Annotated in this window: 18 protein-coding genes; 8 read left to right on the top strand and 10 right to left on the bottom strand. The window is 66.1% G+C overall.

Features of this window, described 5'->3' with window-relative positions; genetic code table 11:
- Window positions 1-24: 24 nt before the first annotated feature.
- The 4 genes from O9335_RS04900 to O9335_RS04885 are packed head-to-tail and all read left to right on the top strand — an operon-like array spanning window position 25 to window position 2,479.
- Entirely contained in the window at window positions 25-270 is a 246-nt protein-coding gene (locus O9335_RS04900; RefSeq protein WP_298384392.1) for a type II toxin-antitoxin system VapB family antitoxin, read from the top strand.
- Window positions 270-704, top strand: coding sequence for a TA system VapC family ribonuclease toxin (locus O9335_RS04895; protein ID WP_298384389.1), 435 nt, complete (start codon window positions 270-272; stop codon window positions 702-704). Before O9335_RS04900 ends, O9335_RS04895 begins: the two co-directional genes overlap by 1 nt.
- A 5-nt stretch (window positions 705-709) precedes the next feature.
- The gene (locus O9335_RS04890) at window positions 710-1,870 is read left to right on the top strand and encodes a DegT/DnrJ/EryC1/StrS aminotransferase family protein (RefSeq protein ID WP_298384386.1); all 1,161 of its coding nucleotides are present in this window, start codon (window positions 710-712) and stop codon (window positions 1,868-1,870) included.
- Window positions 1,871-1,888: 18 nt separating this feature from the next.
- Window positions 1,889-2,479 carry a sugar transferase gene (locus O9335_RS04885; RefSeq protein WP_298384383.1) on the top strand — a complete coding sequence of 197 codons (591 nt, stop codon included), beginning with the start codon at window positions 1,889-1,891 and terminating at the stop codon, window positions 2,477-2,479.
- On the opposite strand, the gene O9335_RS04880 is transcribed toward O9335_RS04885, so the two are convergent.
- A complete protein-coding gene (locus O9335_RS04880; protein ID WP_298384378.1) occupies window positions 2,465-2,854 on the bottom strand; it encodes a Uma2 family endonuclease in 390 nt (129 codons plus the stop codon). The genes O9335_RS04885 and O9335_RS04880 overlap by 15 nt on opposite strands.
- Before the next feature lie 23 nt (window positions 2,855-2,877).
- Window positions 2,878-3,051: a Uma2 family endonuclease gene (locus tag O9335_RS04875; RefSeq protein WP_298384375.1), complete on the bottom strand. Its 174-nt coding sequence runs from the start codon at window positions 3,049-3,051 to the stop codon at window positions 2,878-2,880.
- Window positions 3,052-3,112: 61 nt separating this feature from the next.
- On the opposite strand from O9335_RS04875, the gene O9335_RS04870 reads away from it, so the two are divergent.
- A complete protein-coding gene (locus tag O9335_RS04870; RefSeq protein ID WP_298384372.1) occupies window positions 3,113-4,993 on the top strand; it encodes a nucleoside-diphosphate sugar epimerase/dehydratase in 1,881 nt (626 codons plus the stop codon).
- 128 nt (window positions 4,994-5,121) lie between these two features.
- On the top strand, window positions 5,122-5,757 hold the full coding sequence (locus O9335_RS04865) for a hypothetical protein (RefSeq protein ID WP_298384366.1): 636 nt from the start codon (window positions 5,122-5,124) through the stop codon (window positions 5,755-5,757).
- Here the strand turns inward: O9335_RS04865 and cysC are convergent.
- Genes cysC through O9335_RS04825 form a run of 8 tightly spaced genes read right to left on the bottom strand, consistent with a single transcriptional unit; the run spans window position 5,733 to window position 13,075 of the window.
- Window positions 5,733-6,281, bottom strand: coding sequence for an adenylyl-sulfate kinase (gene cysC / locus O9335_RS04860; protein ID WP_298384364.1), 549 nt, complete (start codon window positions 6,279-6,281; stop codon window positions 5,733-5,735). The genes O9335_RS04865 and cysC overlap by 25 nt on opposite strands.
- A complete protein-coding gene (locus tag O9335_RS04855) occupies window positions 6,278-7,021 on the bottom strand; it encodes a class I SAM-dependent methyltransferase (RefSeq protein ID WP_298384361.1) in 744 nt (247 codons plus the stop codon). The genes cysC and O9335_RS04855 overlap by 4 nt, the downstream gene beginning before the upstream one ends.
- On the bottom strand, window positions 7,018-7,464 hold the full coding sequence (locus tag O9335_RS04850; protein WP_298384358.1) for an N-acetyltransferase: 447 nt from the start codon (window positions 7,462-7,464) through the stop codon (window positions 7,018-7,020). Before O9335_RS04850 ends, O9335_RS04855 begins: the two co-directional genes overlap by 4 nt.
- Window positions 7,461-8,420 carry a hypothetical protein gene (locus O9335_RS04845; RefSeq protein WP_298384355.1) on the bottom strand — a complete coding sequence of 320 codons (960 nt, stop codon included), beginning with the start codon at window positions 8,418-8,420 and terminating at the stop codon, window positions 7,461-7,463. The genes O9335_RS04850 and O9335_RS04845 overlap by 4 nt, the downstream gene beginning before the upstream one ends.
- Window positions 8,420-9,391, bottom strand: coding sequence for a hypothetical protein (locus tag O9335_RS04840; protein WP_298384352.1), 972 nt, complete (start codon window positions 9,389-9,391; stop codon window positions 8,420-8,422). The genes O9335_RS04845 and O9335_RS04840 overlap by 1 nt, the downstream gene beginning before the upstream one ends.
- Window positions 9,382-10,083 carry a WbqC family protein gene (locus O9335_RS04835; RefSeq protein ID WP_298384349.1) on the bottom strand — a complete coding sequence of 234 codons (702 nt, stop codon included), beginning with the start codon at window positions 10,081-10,083 and terminating at the stop codon, window positions 9,382-9,384. Before O9335_RS04835 ends, O9335_RS04840 begins: the two co-directional genes overlap by 10 nt.
- A 4-nt stretch (window positions 10,084-10,087) precedes the next feature.
- A complete protein-coding gene (locus O9335_RS04830; RefSeq protein WP_298384346.1) occupies window positions 10,088-11,194 on the bottom strand; it encodes a DegT/DnrJ/EryC1/StrS aminotransferase family protein in 1,107 nt (368 codons plus the stop codon).
- A gap of 9 nt (window positions 11,195-11,203) precedes the next feature.
- Window positions 11,204-13,075 (bottom strand): hypothetical protein, encoded by a 1,872-nt coding sequence (locus O9335_RS04825; RefSeq protein WP_298384343.1) that lies wholly within the window; start codon window positions 13,073-13,075, stop codon window positions 11,204-11,206.
- Between the two features lie 414 nt (window positions 13,076-13,489).
- Between O9335_RS04825 and O9335_RS04820 the strand changes: the two genes are divergently transcribed.
- On the top strand, window positions 13,490-14,902 hold the full coding sequence (locus O9335_RS04820) for a hypothetical protein (RefSeq protein ID WP_298384340.1): 1,413 nt from the start codon (window positions 13,490-13,492) through the stop codon (window positions 14,900-14,902).
- A 121-nt stretch (window positions 14,903-15,023) separates the two neighbouring features.
- Window positions 15,024-15,461, top strand: a complete 438-nt coding sequence (gspG, locus tag O9335_RS04815; protein ID WP_298384337.1) for a type II secretion system major pseudopilin GspG — start codon at window positions 15,024-15,026, stop codon at window positions 15,459-15,461.
- The last annotated feature ends 5 nt before the right edge of the window (window positions 15,462-15,466 follow it).

Raw genomic sequence — 15,466 nt, 5'->3', positions numbered from 1 at the left:
TGATGCAAGCTCCCTCGATCCAACATGCGCACCACCCTGGACATCGACGACGACCTGCTGCAAGCCGCCAAAGAACTGGCGCGCCTGGAGGGAGCCACGGCCGGCGCAGTGGTCTCGCGCCTCGTGCGCCAGGCGCTCACCGCCCAACCGGCCGCCGCTGCATCGCCCTCCAGCTTCCGTGTGCCAGGGTTCCGTCCTTTTGAGGCCAAGCCTGGGGTGGTGGTCACCGACGATCTGATCAACCGGTTGCGCGACGAAGAGGGCATTTGATGCGAGCCTTGCTCGACGTCAACGTGCTCTTGTCCCTGCAAGACGGCGCGCACATCCACCATGTGCGCGCCATGCAGTGGATGGAAGCCCACTGGGAGCTCGGTTGGGCATCCTGTCCGCTGACCCAGAACGGTTGCCTGCGCATCCTCAGCCGGCCCGGCCACCCGAATGTCCAGACCCCCAATGCCGTCCGCACCCGGCTGGCCGAGGCCACGGCCCACCCCATGCACCGGTTCTACGCCGACGACTTCAGCCTTCTGGACGATGGCGTGCTCGATTGGCGCTACATCACCGGCTCCCGCCAACTCAGCGATGCCTACCTGCTGGCCATGGCCGTGCGCCGCGACCTTCGGCTGGTCACCTTCGACCGTGGCATCTCCCTTCCCATGGTGTTGGGTGCCCAGCCTCACCACTTGGTCACCTTGAGCGCCTGAAACTCATGAGCACGCCACCCTTTTTGCCCTTCGCCCTGCCCGAGATCGGCGACGAAGAAATCGCCGAGGTCGTCGACACCCTGCGCAGCGGCTGGGTCACCACCGGCCCCAAGGCCAAGCGCTTCGAGGCCGCCTTCGGCGAGTTCCTGGGCGACCCCGCGCTGCACTGCATCGCCGTCAACAGCGCCACCGCCGGTTTGCACCTGGCGCTCGAGGCGCTCGGCATTGGTCCGGGCGACGAGGTCATCACCACCACCCACACCTTCACGGCCACGGCCGAGGTGGTGCGTTACCTGGGCGCCGACGTGAAGCTGGTCGACATCGACCCGGCCACGCTCAACATCGACCCGGCCCTGGTGGAGGCCGCGATCACGCCCAAGACCAAGGCCATCATCCCGGTGCACTACGCCGGCTTGGCGGCCGACATGGACACGATCCACGCCATCGCGGACAAGCATGGCTTGCAGGTGGTGGAAGACGCCGCCCACGCCCTGCCCACCACCTACAAGGGCCGCATGGTGGGCACGCTGGACTCCGCCGCCACCGTGTTCAGCTTCTACGCCAACAAGACCATGACGACGGGCGAGGGCGGCATGCTCGTCACCCGCGACGCGAAGCTCGCCGAGCGCGCCAAGGTCATGCGACTGCACGGCATCAACCGCGATGCGTTCGACCGCTTCACCGCCAAGGTCCCGTCTTGGTACTACGAGATCGTGGCGCCGGGCTTCAAGTACAACCTGACCGACATCGGCGCCGCGCTGGGCCTGCACCAGCTCGCCAAGGTGCGTCGCTTTGCCGACGCGCGTCGCGCCGTGGTCGAGCGCTACAACGAGGCCCTGGCCGACCTGCCGGTGCTGCTGCCGCCCAACGCCCTGCCCGGCGACGAGCACCCCTGGCACCTCTACGTGCTGCGCTTGGCCGATGCCTGCCCCGTGACGCGCGATGCCGTCATCGAGGCGCTGTTTCGCGCCGGCATCGGCGCCAGCGTGCACTACATCCCGCTGCACCTGCACCCCTATTGGCGCGACCGCTACCAACTGCAGCCGCAGCAGTTCCCGCACAGCCACCACGCTTACGAGCGCATGCTCAGCCTGCCGCTGTACTCGCGCATGACGCTGGCCGACGCCGACCGCGTCGTCGGTGTGCTGCGCCAGGTGCTGGGCTGAGCAGTAGGTCTCGCACCGATGGCCAAGCGCGGGTTCGACCTGCTCGTCAGCGCGCTGCTGCTGCTGCTGGCGGCCTTGCCCATGCTGCTCATCGCCGCTTGGGTGCGCTGGGACTCGCCCGGGCCAGCCCTGTTCCGACAGACGCGGGTGGGGCAGGGCGGTCGCCCGTTCACCATCCACAAGTTCCGCACCATGCGCGCCGAGTGCGGCGGTTTGGGGCTCACCGTGGGCGCCGACGCGCGCATCACCCGCGCTGGCCGTTGGCTGCGCCGCTTGAAGCTCGACGAGTTGCCGCAGCTGTGGGACGTGCTGCGCGGCGCCATGAGCCTCGTGGGCCCGCGTCCCGACCTGCCCGAGTACGTGGCGCGTTACCCCGCCGAGCTGCGCGTGCGCGTGCTTCGCGTGCGCCCCGGCATCACCGACCCCGCCTCGCTGGAATTTCGCGACGAAGCGGCGCTGCTGGCTCAAGAGAGCGATCCCGAGCGTGCCTACTTCGAGCGCATCCTGCCCGCCAAACTCGCGCTGTCGGCCGACTACGCCGACCGCGCCACGCTCTGGACCGACTTGCTGCTCATCGGCCGCACGGCCACCCTGCTACTCGGCCGCTGAAGCCGGCGGCGCCTCGTCCACATCGGCGAACAACTCGTCGGCGCTCACGCTCAAGTCCACGCTGGCCCAGCGAACCGTCTCCCCCGGTTCGAAGGCGTGCAAGACCCACAGCCCGTCGGCACCGCGCCGGAACACGTCGGTCCGGCGCGTGTCGGGGTCGATGAAGGCGACCTCTTTCAAGCTGTCAAGACGGCGATAGTGCGCAAACTTGGCCCCACGGTCGTAGGCTGCGGTGCTGGGCGATAGCACCTCCACCACAAAGAGGGGTTGGCGCATCACCAAGGTGCCCGGTGCCGTGGACTCGCCACAAGTCACCAACACGTCCGGGTAAAAGAAGTTGCGCGCATCCTGCGACTGCACCTTCATGTCACTCATGAACGTGCGGCGGTTGCTGCCTTTCAGGTGCTGTCGTAGCGCCTCGCGGCATTCATCGCGATCACCACATGCCGCGCCTCGGCACCGGCCATGGCCACGATCTGGCCCTCCACGAACTCGTGACGCTCGGTCTGGGCTTGCTCCCAATCCAAGAACTCAGCACCGCTCATCAAGGCTTTGGCTGCAGCTTGTCCCATCGTTCGCCCCTCGTTGGTTGCGGCGGGATGCGCCGCGTGTACGAAGGACAATTGTGGCCCTATGCCCCTGTCTTCCGCCTGGACCGCGCTGGACCACCTGCTGGCCCGCATCCGCCCCCACCGCGAACCCTTGAGCCTGTTGGTCGACGGCGCAGTCGTCGTGCTGGCCTGGCAGGCCGTGTACCTGTTCCGGCTCGGCTTCGAACGCTGGCTCAGCGCCCGCCCCAGCTACGACGCCGCAGTCATCGCCGGGCTGGTCGCGCTCTACCTGACCGTGCTTTGGCTGTTCAAGGTGCCCAAAGGCGTGTGGCGCTTCAGCGGCTTTGGCGAGATCCAGCGCTTGGCAGCAGCCTGCTTGGTGGCGGGTTTGCTGGGCGCCACGGTCGTGCTCATGCTGCAACTGAACAAGGTGCCGCGCGCCGTCCTGGCCCTGCACCCGGTGTTCGTCCTGGCCGGTTTGGCGGGCGTTCGATTGGCCTATCGCATGCTGTACGAGCAGATGCTGGCGCAGCAACGGGCCCAGGACGGCAGCCTGCGCCGTGCGCTTGTGCTGGGCGCGGGCGATGCCGGCCGCCTGTTGCTGGCCGGCATCCAGCACCAAGGCTGGTCCGTGGCCGGCTTTTTGGACGACGACCCCGCCAAGCGTGGCGTGCGCATCGCTGGCGTGCCCGTGGTGGGCGCCTTGGCCGACACCGCCCGCTTGGCGCAAGAACTCGACGCCAGCCACCTCATCGTCGCCATGCCCTCGGCCGATGGTGCCACCCGCCGCCGCGCCTTCGAGGCCGCCGCGCAGGCCAAACGCCCCGTGCTCACGGTGCCCAGCAGCGAAGAGCTGCGCACCGGCCAGCGGACCGACCAACTGCGCGACATCCAGCCCGAAGACCTGCTCGGCCGCGAGCCCGTGCAGCTGGATGAAGCTGGCATCAGCGGTACGCTCGCCGGCAAAGTCGTGATGATCACCGGGGCGGGCGGCAGCATCGGCTCCGAGCTGTGCCGGCAGGTGGCGCGCTTCGGGCCGTCCAAGCTCGTGTTCTACGAGCTCAACGAGTACAACCTGTACGCCATCGAGCAAGAGCTCAGCGAGCGCTTCCCTCACCTGCCGCTGGTGCGCCTCATCGGCGATGTGAAGGACCTCGATCACCTGCGCCGCACCCTGGCCAAGCAGCAGCCGCACCTCGTGTTCCACGCCGCTGCCTACAAGCACGTGCCGCTGATGGAAGACGAGGACAACGCCTGGGCTTGCCTGCGCAACAACACCCTGGGCACTTACCACGCCGCCCTGGCCAGCGCCGAGCACGGCGTCGAGCGCTTCGTGCTCATCAGCACCGACAAGGCCGTCAACCCCACTAACGTGATGGGGGCCACCAAGCGCGCGGCCGAGTTGGTCATCAGCAGCCTGGCCCAAGAACATCCGGCCACCCGCTTCATGGCGGTGCGCTTCGGCAACGTGCTGGGCTCCAGCGGCAGCGTCATTCCGAAGTTCAAAGAGCAGATCGCCAAGGGCGGTCCGGTCACAGTCACCCACCCCGAGATCATTCGCTACTTCATGACCATCCCCGAGGCTGCCCGCCTCGTCGTGCAGGCGGCCGTCATCGGCGAGTCGGGCCAGGTGCTGGTGCTAGACATGGGCGAGCCCGTCAAGATCGTCGACCTGGCCCGTCAGCTCATCCTGCTCAGCGGCCACGACCCCGAAGACATCCCCATCGTGTTCTCGGGCCTGCGCCCCGGCGAAAAGCTCTACGAAGAACTGCTGGCCCACGACGACGAAACCCTGCCCACCGCGGTGCCGCGGCTGCGCATCGCCAAGCTCCAACCCTCGGCCGCCGCAGCGCGTGTGCGCCGGGGCTTGGTTGAGCCGCTGCAAGGCCTCCATCCCACCGCCGTGCTTCGAGCCTGGCTCGACACCGAGTACCACCCAGCTGCAGCCCAACGAACCTCATGAAGCCCTTGCATCTCATCGCCGCCCTGGCCCTGGCCGCGACCGTCGCCGCCCCGTTGGCCCTGGCCCAAGACTCACGCCCCGCGCCTCAGCCGAGACCGTCGGTGTCAGCCGCGTCGGACAGTGTTCTGTTGCCCCTTATCCCTAGCCAGATGCTCGACGCACCGCAAGGCGCATGGGCCAGCGTCCACGCCTGGGTCGACCAGCAACTGCAGGTCCAAGAGGCGGGCATCGCCTCGATGGATCGCGATGCGCAGATCCAGCTGCGCATCTCGCAAGCCTTGCTGGCGCAATCGCAGGGCCAGTGGGATCGGGTCTCGGCCCCGGTCGAGCGCGCCCGTCGCCTGCAGTTCGGTCAGCCCGGTCGCCATGTGGCGGGCCTGCTCAATGAACTGCTGGCCGAACAGCAAGCGCGCCGCCATCCGGACGCCTGGCTGCATTCGGCCATTCGCGATCGCGTCCTGGCCATGCCCTGGGATGAGGTGGGTGGCGTGATCCACCAGTTGAGGCAGCAATTGCAAGCGATGCAGCCCCAGGGTGTGCGGCAGTTTGTGGCGTCCCGGTTGGACTTGTCTGCCAACATCAGCAAGGGCCAAGCCTCGTTGGGCTTTGTGCTGCAGCTGATGGGCGCCAGGATCCAACTCCATCAAGTCTTGCCCCACCGCGAGGCCTTGGTGCAAGGCCTCGACGAAGCCATCGCGCGGCGTCCCGCGCCACCCCCGCGTGCGCCGCAGCCCGCGGCTCAGCCGGCGTCCACAGGGACCTGACACAAGGCCAGCAAGCACGCTACGGCCTCGTCGACCGTGCAATCGGCCGTGTCGATGCGTAACTCCGGCTGCTCCGGCGCCTCGTAGGGCGCGTCGATGCCGGTGAACTGCGGGATCTCGCCGCGCCGGGCCTGCGCGTAGAGGCCCTTCGGGTCGCGGGCCTCGACGACGGCCAGGGGCGCGTGCACGTGCACCTCGGCGAATTCGCCCGGGCGGAACAGGCCACGCGCCAAGGCCCGTTCATGGCGGTAGGGCGAGATCAGGGCCACGATCACCCGCAAGCCGGCATCGGCCATCAAGCGGGCCACCTCGGCCGCGCGGCGGATGTTCTCGGCGCGCGCCTCGGGCGAGAAGCCCAGGTCGGCACACAGGCCGCGACGCAGCGCGTCGCCGTCCAGCACCGCCACCGCCTCGCCGCGCGCGCGCAGGCCGCGCGCCAGCGCCTCCGACAGCGTGGTTTTGCCCGCGCCCGAGAGGCCCGTGAGCCACAGCACGCGGGGACCGGCGTTCAAGGGCAGGCTCATCCCTGGCGGCTCGATTCGCACACCAAGTAGATGGACGAGCACAGGTCCGGATACTGCTGTCCCAGCGCGAAGCAGCCCTCCAGGTAGGCCGGCGAAATGATGTCGGTCTTCAACAGGCGGTCCCACTGGAAGTTGGCCAGGGCCTTGAAGAAGATGCCGGAGCGGTGCACGACCTTCAGGCCAGCGGCCACGGCGTCGCGCTCGAGCGTGTCCAGCGCGTACGTGCAACGGTGCCCGTGCTCGGCCTCGGCGGGCGTCACGGCGGCGTTGTGGTCGATCAAGCCCATCTTGACCGCGATCTGCCGCGAGGGCGCATTGGCATTCGGGCAGGCTAAGAAGAAGCGGCCGCCCGGCGCCAACCATTCTTCGTTCACGCGGCGAAGCACGCCGACCGGGTCGTCCAGGTGCTCCAGCACGTGGGTCATCACGATGTTGTCGTAGCGCCGGGGCAGCGTCACGTCCTCGAAGCGGGCATTGATGAAGTGCGCGGCCTGCGCGCCAAGCCGCCCCTGGGCCTCGGCCATGGCCTGGTCGGACGCCTCGACGCAGGTCACGTCGTCGAACTCGGCCAACAAGCGCCGCGTGAAGTCGCCCTTGTAGCTGCCCAACTCCAGCATGGCGCCCGGCCGTAAGAAGGGCGCGAACGAGCGAACCATGAACGGGTGCATGACGTCGAAGTCAAACCCGTAGGCGTATTGGCGGTCGTTGTCGACGGTTTCGGCGTTGTAGTCGCGGGTCATGGTCGGTCCAGGGTCAGGGTCATCGTCAGTTGCTCGCCCTCCACGGCGCCCGGCACGAAGCCGTGCCGCCGGTAGAGCGCGAATGCGGCCAAATTGTCCGGGTGCAAGTGAAGGCCAACGCGGGGGAAACGGCGCTCCCGGGCCCGGGCCAGGGCTTGCCGAACCAGGGCGTCGCCCAGGCCTTGGCCCCGCAGCGCCGGCAGCACGCTCACATTGCTGATGTAGGCGCCGTGGTCCCGGTCGTTGCAGTAGGTGGCCACCAGGCCCACCAAGGCACCGTCCTGCCAGGCCTCGTCCCGCTCGGCATGGGCACACAGCTTGGTCGCGTAGGCCGCCAGGTCCACCCGTTGGCTGAGCGGGGGCACGAATTGGGCGTCGGCCGCGCGCAAGTGGGTCAGCACCTGCTCGCGGTCCGACTCGTTGGCCGAGAGGCGAAGGCTCACGGCTCCAGCACCGCGGCCCCGAAGCCGTCGCGGCCGAAGGCGTTGCCGTTGTAGAGCAGCACGGTGCGGCCGTCGATCTCGCACAGGTGGGGGTAGCACACCATGTCGCTGTCCCACGCGCCGGGCTGGCGCTCGAACGCCGGCTGGTCGTCGCTGCGAACCCAGTGCACGAGGTCGTCCGACCAGGCCTGGCCCAAACGGTAGCCCCGCGAGGGATCGGTGCGGAAGCCACTGGCCTCGCGGTAGCAGAACACCATCAAGTAGCGATCGCCCACCGGCAGCACGGCCGGCAGGGCCTGGCACTCGTCGGGGCCCAGCCGGTCCGACACGATGGCGCGCCCTTCGTCCTTCGTCCAGTGCACGCCGTCGTCCGATTGCGCATGACCGATCTTGTAGATGCGATCGGGCGCCGGTTCGCCCGGGTAGTGCTTCCAGCCCGTGCCGAACATGGTCCACATGTGAAAGCGCCCGCCCAGGTGGCGCACGAAGGCGTCGCCCACCAAGCAGGGTTCCTGCAGGCTCGGCCCCAGCACCGGGCCAGGACCCAGGCGCTGAAACGTGCGGCCGCCATCGCGGCTCACGGCCAGGCCTACCGCCGTTTCGACCGACACCGCGACCCGCCGGCTCCATCCCGTGGTGTAAGCCCAGATCTCGTCGCCCACGGGCACCGGGCTGAAGGGAAACACGCCGTGCTCGTCGAAGCAACCCAGGCCGCCCGGGCCCAACACGGGCTCGCGGTTGACGCCCAGCACGGTGGACAGGTCTTTGCTGAAGTCCGCGAAGGCCACGTGGCTGACGAACTTGCCGCTCGCCTCGTCGCGCGAGCGGGTCGAGAAGTAGATCCGCACCCGGTCCGCCAGCACCACCGCCTGGGGCGACTGCGCGAAGCCCGCGCCGCCGCCCACCAGGTCGTGGTCTTGGGGGCGGAAGATGTGGCCCAGCTTGCGCCAGCGCATCACAGGCTGCCTTCCAGCCGGGCCAGGCCGAAACCTTCGCGCCCGACGCCGTTGCCCAAATAGGCCATGTAGGTCGCGCCCCCGAGTTGGAACACGTGGGGGTAGGCCACCATGTCGTCGTCCCAGCCGCTGGCGGAAACGTCCAGGCCGGCGCGAGCGTCGTCGCGCGTCCAGTGCAGCAGGTCGTCCGACCAGGCGTAGCCGATGCGGTAGCCCCGCGGACCGCTGCGGAAGTCGGTGCTGTGGCGGTAGCAGAAGAACATGTGGAAGTGCCCGTTGGCCTCGATCACGTCGGGGCTGGCCTGCGCCTCGTCGGGTTCCACCCGGCTTTCGATCAGGTCGCGATCCTGCCGAACCCAATGCACCCCGTCGTCCGAGGTGGCCATGCGGATCTTGTAGACCGGCTCGGCGCGACCGACGTGCATCTTCCAGACACGCCCCGCGATGTAGAACAGCACCCAACGATCGCCAAAGCGGCGGATCTTGGGGCCACTGAGCACGAAAGGCTCGTTCAAGCTGGCCGCCAACACCGGCCCCGGGCCGGCCTTCTGAAAGGTGCGGCCACCGTCGTCGCTGAAGGCCATGCCGATCGCGGTGTCGAAGGGCACCGACTCGCAGCGCGTCCAGCCCGCGTAGTAGGCGCGCAAGCGATCGCCGTCGCGCGCCACCGACACGGGGTAGGTGCCGAACTCGTCAAAGCAGCCGCGCTCGCCAAGCGCCAAGATGGGCTGCTCGGCCAGGCCGATCAAGCGCATCGGGTCGTCCAGCGCCAGGTCGACGTAGGCCGACAGGCTGGTGTATTGGCCGCGTTCGTCCGGCTTGGGCCGGCAGGAAAAGTACATGCGCAAGCGGTCGTCCATCAGCAAGGACGCGGGCGCTTGCGCGAACTCCGCCAGCCAGGGGCGGTCTTGGATCGATTGGGGCACGAAGGGGCGGCCCAGCTTGGTCCAACGGTAAGGGGTCACAGCCATTCGCAGTCGGTGCTCAGGGCCGCTTGGACCTGGCTCAGGGGGTTGAACATCAAGACATCCACCACCGACAACCAGGGCACGTGCGCCTGCTTCGGCCACTGGGGGTAGGGGGCCCAGGTCGAACGGATGAATTGCAGTCGGGTGCCTTGGGCCTCGAAGGCGGGTCGCTCGTACAGCTCCAGGCCCCCGATGGCGTTGACGTAGGTCGTCGCCTGCAAGGCCCGGCACAGCGCCAGCACCTTGTCTTGGGCCTTGAGGGTGTGGTCGATGGCAATGTCCGACGAGCGCACCAGGTGGGTGTTCAGCCCCAAGTGCTTCGCCACGCACGCGATCGAATGCCATAGGTAGTCGAACAGGTTGTCCTGCGGGTGCATCACCACCTGCTCGAGCAGCGGACGCACCTCGGCGAAGTGCGGGGCCTTGCGGTAGGCGCCTTCCAACTGCGCCAGCAACTTGGCGCGCTGGAAGGTGTCGGCCAGGCGGCGCTGCACCACGTCCATGTCGTCGCTGTCCTTGGCCAGCGGCAGCGAAAACGTCACCGCCTCGCCGTTGAGCAGCATGCGGTTGCGGTTGATCCAGCCCTTCTTCGTGTACTTGATGTTGTCGTAGACCACGAAGGTGTCCACGGCCGCCATCAACTGCCAGTACCCGATGTATGGCAGAAAGTACGGCTGCATGATCGCGAGGCGCACCGCGTCAGCCTCGGATCACGTCCACGATGCGGTCGATCTGCGACTCGGTCAGCGCCGGGAAGATGGGCAAGCACAGCACTTGGTCGGCCGCGGCGCGCGCCACCGGCAAGTTCGCCGGGGCCGCCGAAGGCAAGCCGCGGTACATGGGGAAGTCCGACACCAGGGGGTAGAAGTAGCGCCGGGCGTACACGTTGGCGGCACGCAGCTCGGCGTACAGCCCGTCCCTGCTGGTGCGGAAGCCCGGTCGAACCAGGATGGGGAAGTAGCTGTGGTTGCTGGTGGCCTTGGGGTCGGTGGCCACGCAGTCGATGCCGGCCACGTGGGCCAGGCGCTCGCGGTACATGGCGTCCACACGGCCGCGGCCCGCAAAGGCCTCGCCAACGTGTTCGAGTTGCAGCAGGCCCAGGGCCGCGTTGAACTCGCTCATCTTGCCGTTGATGCCCGGTGCCACGACCACGGTCTCGTCGACGAAGCCGAAGTTCTTCAGGTGGTCGATGCGCTTCTTGGTCTTGGCGTCCGGCGAGATGATGGCGCCGCCTTCGAAGGTGTTGAACACCTTGGTGGCGTGAAAGCTCAGCACGGACAGGTCGCCGTGGTTCAAGACGCTGCCGCAGTGGCAGTTCACGCCAAAGGCATGCGCCGCGTCGTAGATTACCTTGAGGTTGTAGGTGTCGGCGATGCGCTGGATGGCCTCGGTGTCGCAGGGGCGCCCGTAGCAGTGCACCGGCATGATGGCCGTGGTCTTGGGCGTGATCGCCGCCTCGATCTTCTTCGGGTCCAGGTTCAAGGACTCCGGATCGATGTCGGCGAACACCGGTTCGATGCCGTTCCACACCAGGGAGTGCGCGGTGGCGACGAAGGTGTAGGGCGTCGTGATGACCTCGCCCGTGATGCGAAGCGCTTGCAGGGCCGTGACCAGCGCGATCGTCGCGTTGGTGAACAGCGAGATGTGCGGCACGCCCAAGTGCTCGCACAGCGCCGCTTCCAGCTTTTGGTGGAACGGCCCGCCATTGGTCAGCACCTTGCTGTCCCAAATCTGCCGAAGCATCGGCATGAAGTCGTCCAGCGGAGGCAGGAAGGGCTGGGTGACGTAGATCGGCTTGTCGCTCATGGTCGCGCCTCAGGCAGGGATGGGGTCGCCAACCTTGAGCAAGTGTCGAGAGCTAGCCTGAAGGGCCTCGTGGTTGCGGTAAATCCAATCCACCGCCTCCACAAACTCAGAGGCATCCTCGGGGCGGGGGGGCTCGAACACCTTGGCTCGAACATCTGTCGCTTTCAATTGTTCGACGATCGCCTGTCGGGCCTCATCGTTATGGATCAACTTCATGGCAACTTGAAAGTAGTCCTCGTCGTTGTCCGACACCAGCCAACTTGGCAGGTCAACCAAGCGCATCACATCACGGTCGCCGATGCTCAGCACCTCATTGGCGTAGTACGCCACGGTCGGGATGCCTAGCAAGCAGGTGTCCACCGTGCTGTTGGTGTTGCCGAACGGAAATGCGGCCAAGGCCAAGTGGCAAGGAGCCAACGCTTTGAGGAAGTCACCGTAACTGCGAGTTGGCTCCAAGGTCACATGTTTGAAGCGCCTTCTCAGTACCTGCTGCATGCGGTCGTATCCGACCCCCATCATGCTGGCAAAGAAGTGGAAGTGAAGTGGCTTGGCCGATTCCTCCTCCAGCCGTTCCAGCAGTGCCAGGAAACGGGGGGACAGCTTCATCATGGAGCTGTTCACGGCGATGTGTGTGAGACCGTCTTCATAGGGACTGACAGGGCTGTCGTAGCCCGCCAGAGCGCTGTGTGGCACAAAGTGTCCCCAACTCTTGCGTTCGATGACTTTCTGGCCATATTCACCAGCGGCTACACCGTGGCCTGACTGAACCAAGCTGTAGTCGATCGTGGGTGTCATCGCAGGGGCAGGGTGGCCCAAGGTCATCATCTGAATGGGCGCGAATCGGAAGTTGGCCACCAGTTGGGTCCACTCCGACATGCCCAAACTCGGGAAATAAATGATGTCAGGCGCAATGCGGACAATTTTGGCGCCCAGCTCCGGAAACGTGCTGACTTGGTCAATGACCAGAATTTCATCAAAGAGGCTGTGGTTTTCTTCGGATGCGTACTGCTTCACCACGATGCAAACCAGCTTGAATTTCTGCCGAAGTTGGCGCAGGCAGTCGCCGTAGCTGCGATGCATGGCGTGGCCAATCGTCAGCCGCTCGGCCAAAACCAGCAACGTGGGTCGCTCCACCAGTCGTCGCGGTGTTTGGCGCTCCCGCAAGCCGGTGTTTTCTCCCACGCGGCGCCATACCGCATTCAGATTGCGCTTGAGCTCGTGCTTGTTGGTGTCGTCGGCATAGCTACAAAACATCCAAGCAGTCGTGATGGCCTGAAGCACTTCTGGGGCGGGCATGACGTCACGAATCCGGCTGGACGCGGCGATCAGGCGTTTGCGGTGCGCTTCGCCCAAGTGCGAATGCACGAAGGGCGCTGTGAACCACCCCAACATCAAGGGCAGCAGCTGGGCCGGGTGCAACTGCAGCACGCCCTCCATCAACTCCTCGGGCAGCGTGTCCAGGGAGTAAAAGAGCGACAGCATGAAGACTTGGTTGCCCGTCAAAGTCATCGATCCATCGGGGTTTTTGGCAGCGTGGTATCGCTGCAAGTGCCCGGGGCCTTCAAAGCCGCTCAGCTCGAAGATGGCCTCCAAAATCGGTTTGCGACTGCACAAGTTGGTCACTTGCGGCAATGTGAGTTGGAAGGCGGGGCTGCAAGCCAAGGCTGAGATCATGGCCGCGACGCGCGTGTAAACCGCCAATCGCTGGGCGTCTGTGGCTGGTGCTGCCAAAACGCCGAGTGGACCCCGGTTGGCATTGAGCACGTAAAGCAAGCGGAGTAGGCGTTCGATGCCCTCTTGAGTCCGCCCCTGAAAAACCGCTCGCTCCAAGCTCTCGATCGCTGCAGGGATGTCGGTGTCGGCTGTCTCTTGAAGTGTCATGGGTGAAATCAAATCTGATGCCTGATGCGCGCACGGCGCGCGCGGGAAAGGGGCAGTCCATCAGTTTGCCAGACCTGCTTTTGGCGCGATTTGCAGCCGTCTGGCCAGTTACAGGGCGGTACCGATGCAGGCGCGCAACGCTTTAGGGAAGACCCCCGGCCACTTCCGGGGCGCCCTGCTTGGCGGGGGCGATCGCTCTGCTATGCTGACCGGCAACCTACTTGCGTGTTCCTTGTGCATGCACACTGACGACAGGTGGGGGAAGCAAGGGATGAGCAAACCTTGGTCGTTTGAGGGAAATGGACTGGCAACTGCCCGCCCCTCCAGCGTCAGGGCGCTGTCATGCCTTTGTGCATAATGACGGTGCGCGAGTCCGCGCTGTTTCGCATGTTTTGTTGCAACAAACTCGGAGAGATGATCAAGATGAAAAGCTTCACCTACAAGGCGCTGGCGGTTGCTGCAGCCACGGTGTGCGGGTCGGCTGCCATTGCAGGTAGCCAGTCCGTCACCCCGACAAATTTCGCCCTTGAGGCGATCACCAACGCCACCGCAGTCACCGTCCCGCCCGTGACGTTGACCATGGGCGTGACCCGCACGGTCGCTCAAGACTTCACCGTCGTGATCAAGCCCCAGGCTGGCGCCACGTTCGTGCAAGCCTCGTGCGCCGCCGCGCTGCCGACCGATGCCAACTTCACTGCCTCGGTCAAGCGCGCATCGACCAGCGAGTGCGCCTACGAAATCGACGTGACCGAGGTCAATGGCACGATCGTGGGTCAAACCGTCGTTTTCACGGGCTTGCAGTTGGCCAGCCACTCCCTGGTGTCTGGCTCGAATGCCAGCATCGGTACCGGCGTGTGGGAATTGAGCGAGTTTGCTCGCATCGACAACTCGAACGACCTGATCAACACGGTGGCCACGGCTTCGCAAGCCATCACCTTGGTGGCTGCGGCTGACGCCTTCACCACGGTGGACGTCGACAATGCCAACGGCCCCTTGTTCGGTTTCCTGCCTGACGCCAACGGCGCTTTCACGCCGCTGGACGACGACACCGCCTCGATCGCTCGCGCCGGCTTCATCATCCGCAACAACCCCAGCAACCTGAAGATCGCTGACGGCGTCACGAACTTTGACGCCAACAACGCTGCCCACATGGACAGCGTGCGCATCAACCTGGTTGGCGATTTCAACGGCGCAGCCAGCGTCGATGCCGCGTTCTACAACGCAACTAACGTCGCTACGGGCATCGCCACGGCTACCGTGGACACCGCCAACGGCACCGCCACGTTCTCGATGCTGCCCGGCAACTTCGCTTCGCAAAGCAACAACGGTACGGTGGTGGTTTGGTTCACCTCCGCGCTGACTGCTTCGCTGGGCATCAGCCGCACCTTCGGCATCAGCGGCGTGACCGATCCTGACGTCGGCGCCAACCAAGCCCTGGCTGGCAACGCCAGCTGGTGGACCTGGGATGCCAACGCGATCCAATTGCGCTCGGCCTTCTTCAACAACGACACCTCGGCCGGTAACTTCACCCGCTTCTTCTTCCAGAACGTTGGTTCGTCGACCGCCGCTTACACCGCCGTCTGCTACGTGGACGACGCTGCCAAGACCATCACGTACGGCACGGCGCAAACCGGCACGCTGCGCATTGGTCAAACCACGATCAACGCCGCGGACGTTTGCACGTTCAGCGCCGGTCAGCGTGGCGCGATCACCTTCACGATCAACGCCCCGGCGAAGAACGTGAAGGGCGTGTACCAGCAAGCCATCAACGGCGTCGCCGCTGGTTACCTGCCGCTGGAGCGTCCGTACCTGGGCTCGTCGTATTAAGCACACGGCGCAAGCCAACTGCTTCAAGGGCGCCTTCGGGCGCCCTTTTTCATTGGTGTGCGGGGGGCGACTACACTCCCGCGCTCGTTGTTTTCACGCAGGGAATGGGGACGTGCACCCGATGTCAAACGCCAAATCGCGCGGTTTCACGCTGTTGGAAATGCTGGTGGTCTTGGTGATCATTGGCCTCTTGGCGGGCCTGGTGGGGCCGCGCCTGTTCAAGAACGTGGAGAAGTCCAACATCACCACGGCCCAGGCCCAGATCAAGCTGCTGCGTGGCGCCGTGGAGAACCTGCGCCTGGACATCGGGCGCTACCCGACGGCCGAAGAGGGCCTGAACCTGCTGAGCCGCGCCCCAGCCGATCCGGCCTTTGCCGCTCGCTGGCGGGGCCCGTACCTGGACGACGTGGCTTTGCCGCTGGATCCCTGGGGCTCGCCCTACCAGTACGCGGTGCCGGGACGCGATGGCCTGCCCTTCGCGCTGTACTCCTGGGGCGCGGACCGCCAAGCCGGCGGCACGGGCGATGCGCAAGACCTCGGGGTGTTGCCCGCCCAGTGACGGCC

The organism is Inhella sp., from assembly GCF_027532025.1.
Lineage (GTDB): Bacteria > Pseudomonadota > Gammaproteobacteria > Burkholderiales > Burkholderiaceae_C > Inhella.
The sequence above is the reverse complement of the archived record's forward strand: the minus strand, read 5'-3'. Positions and strand labels throughout refer to the sequence as shown.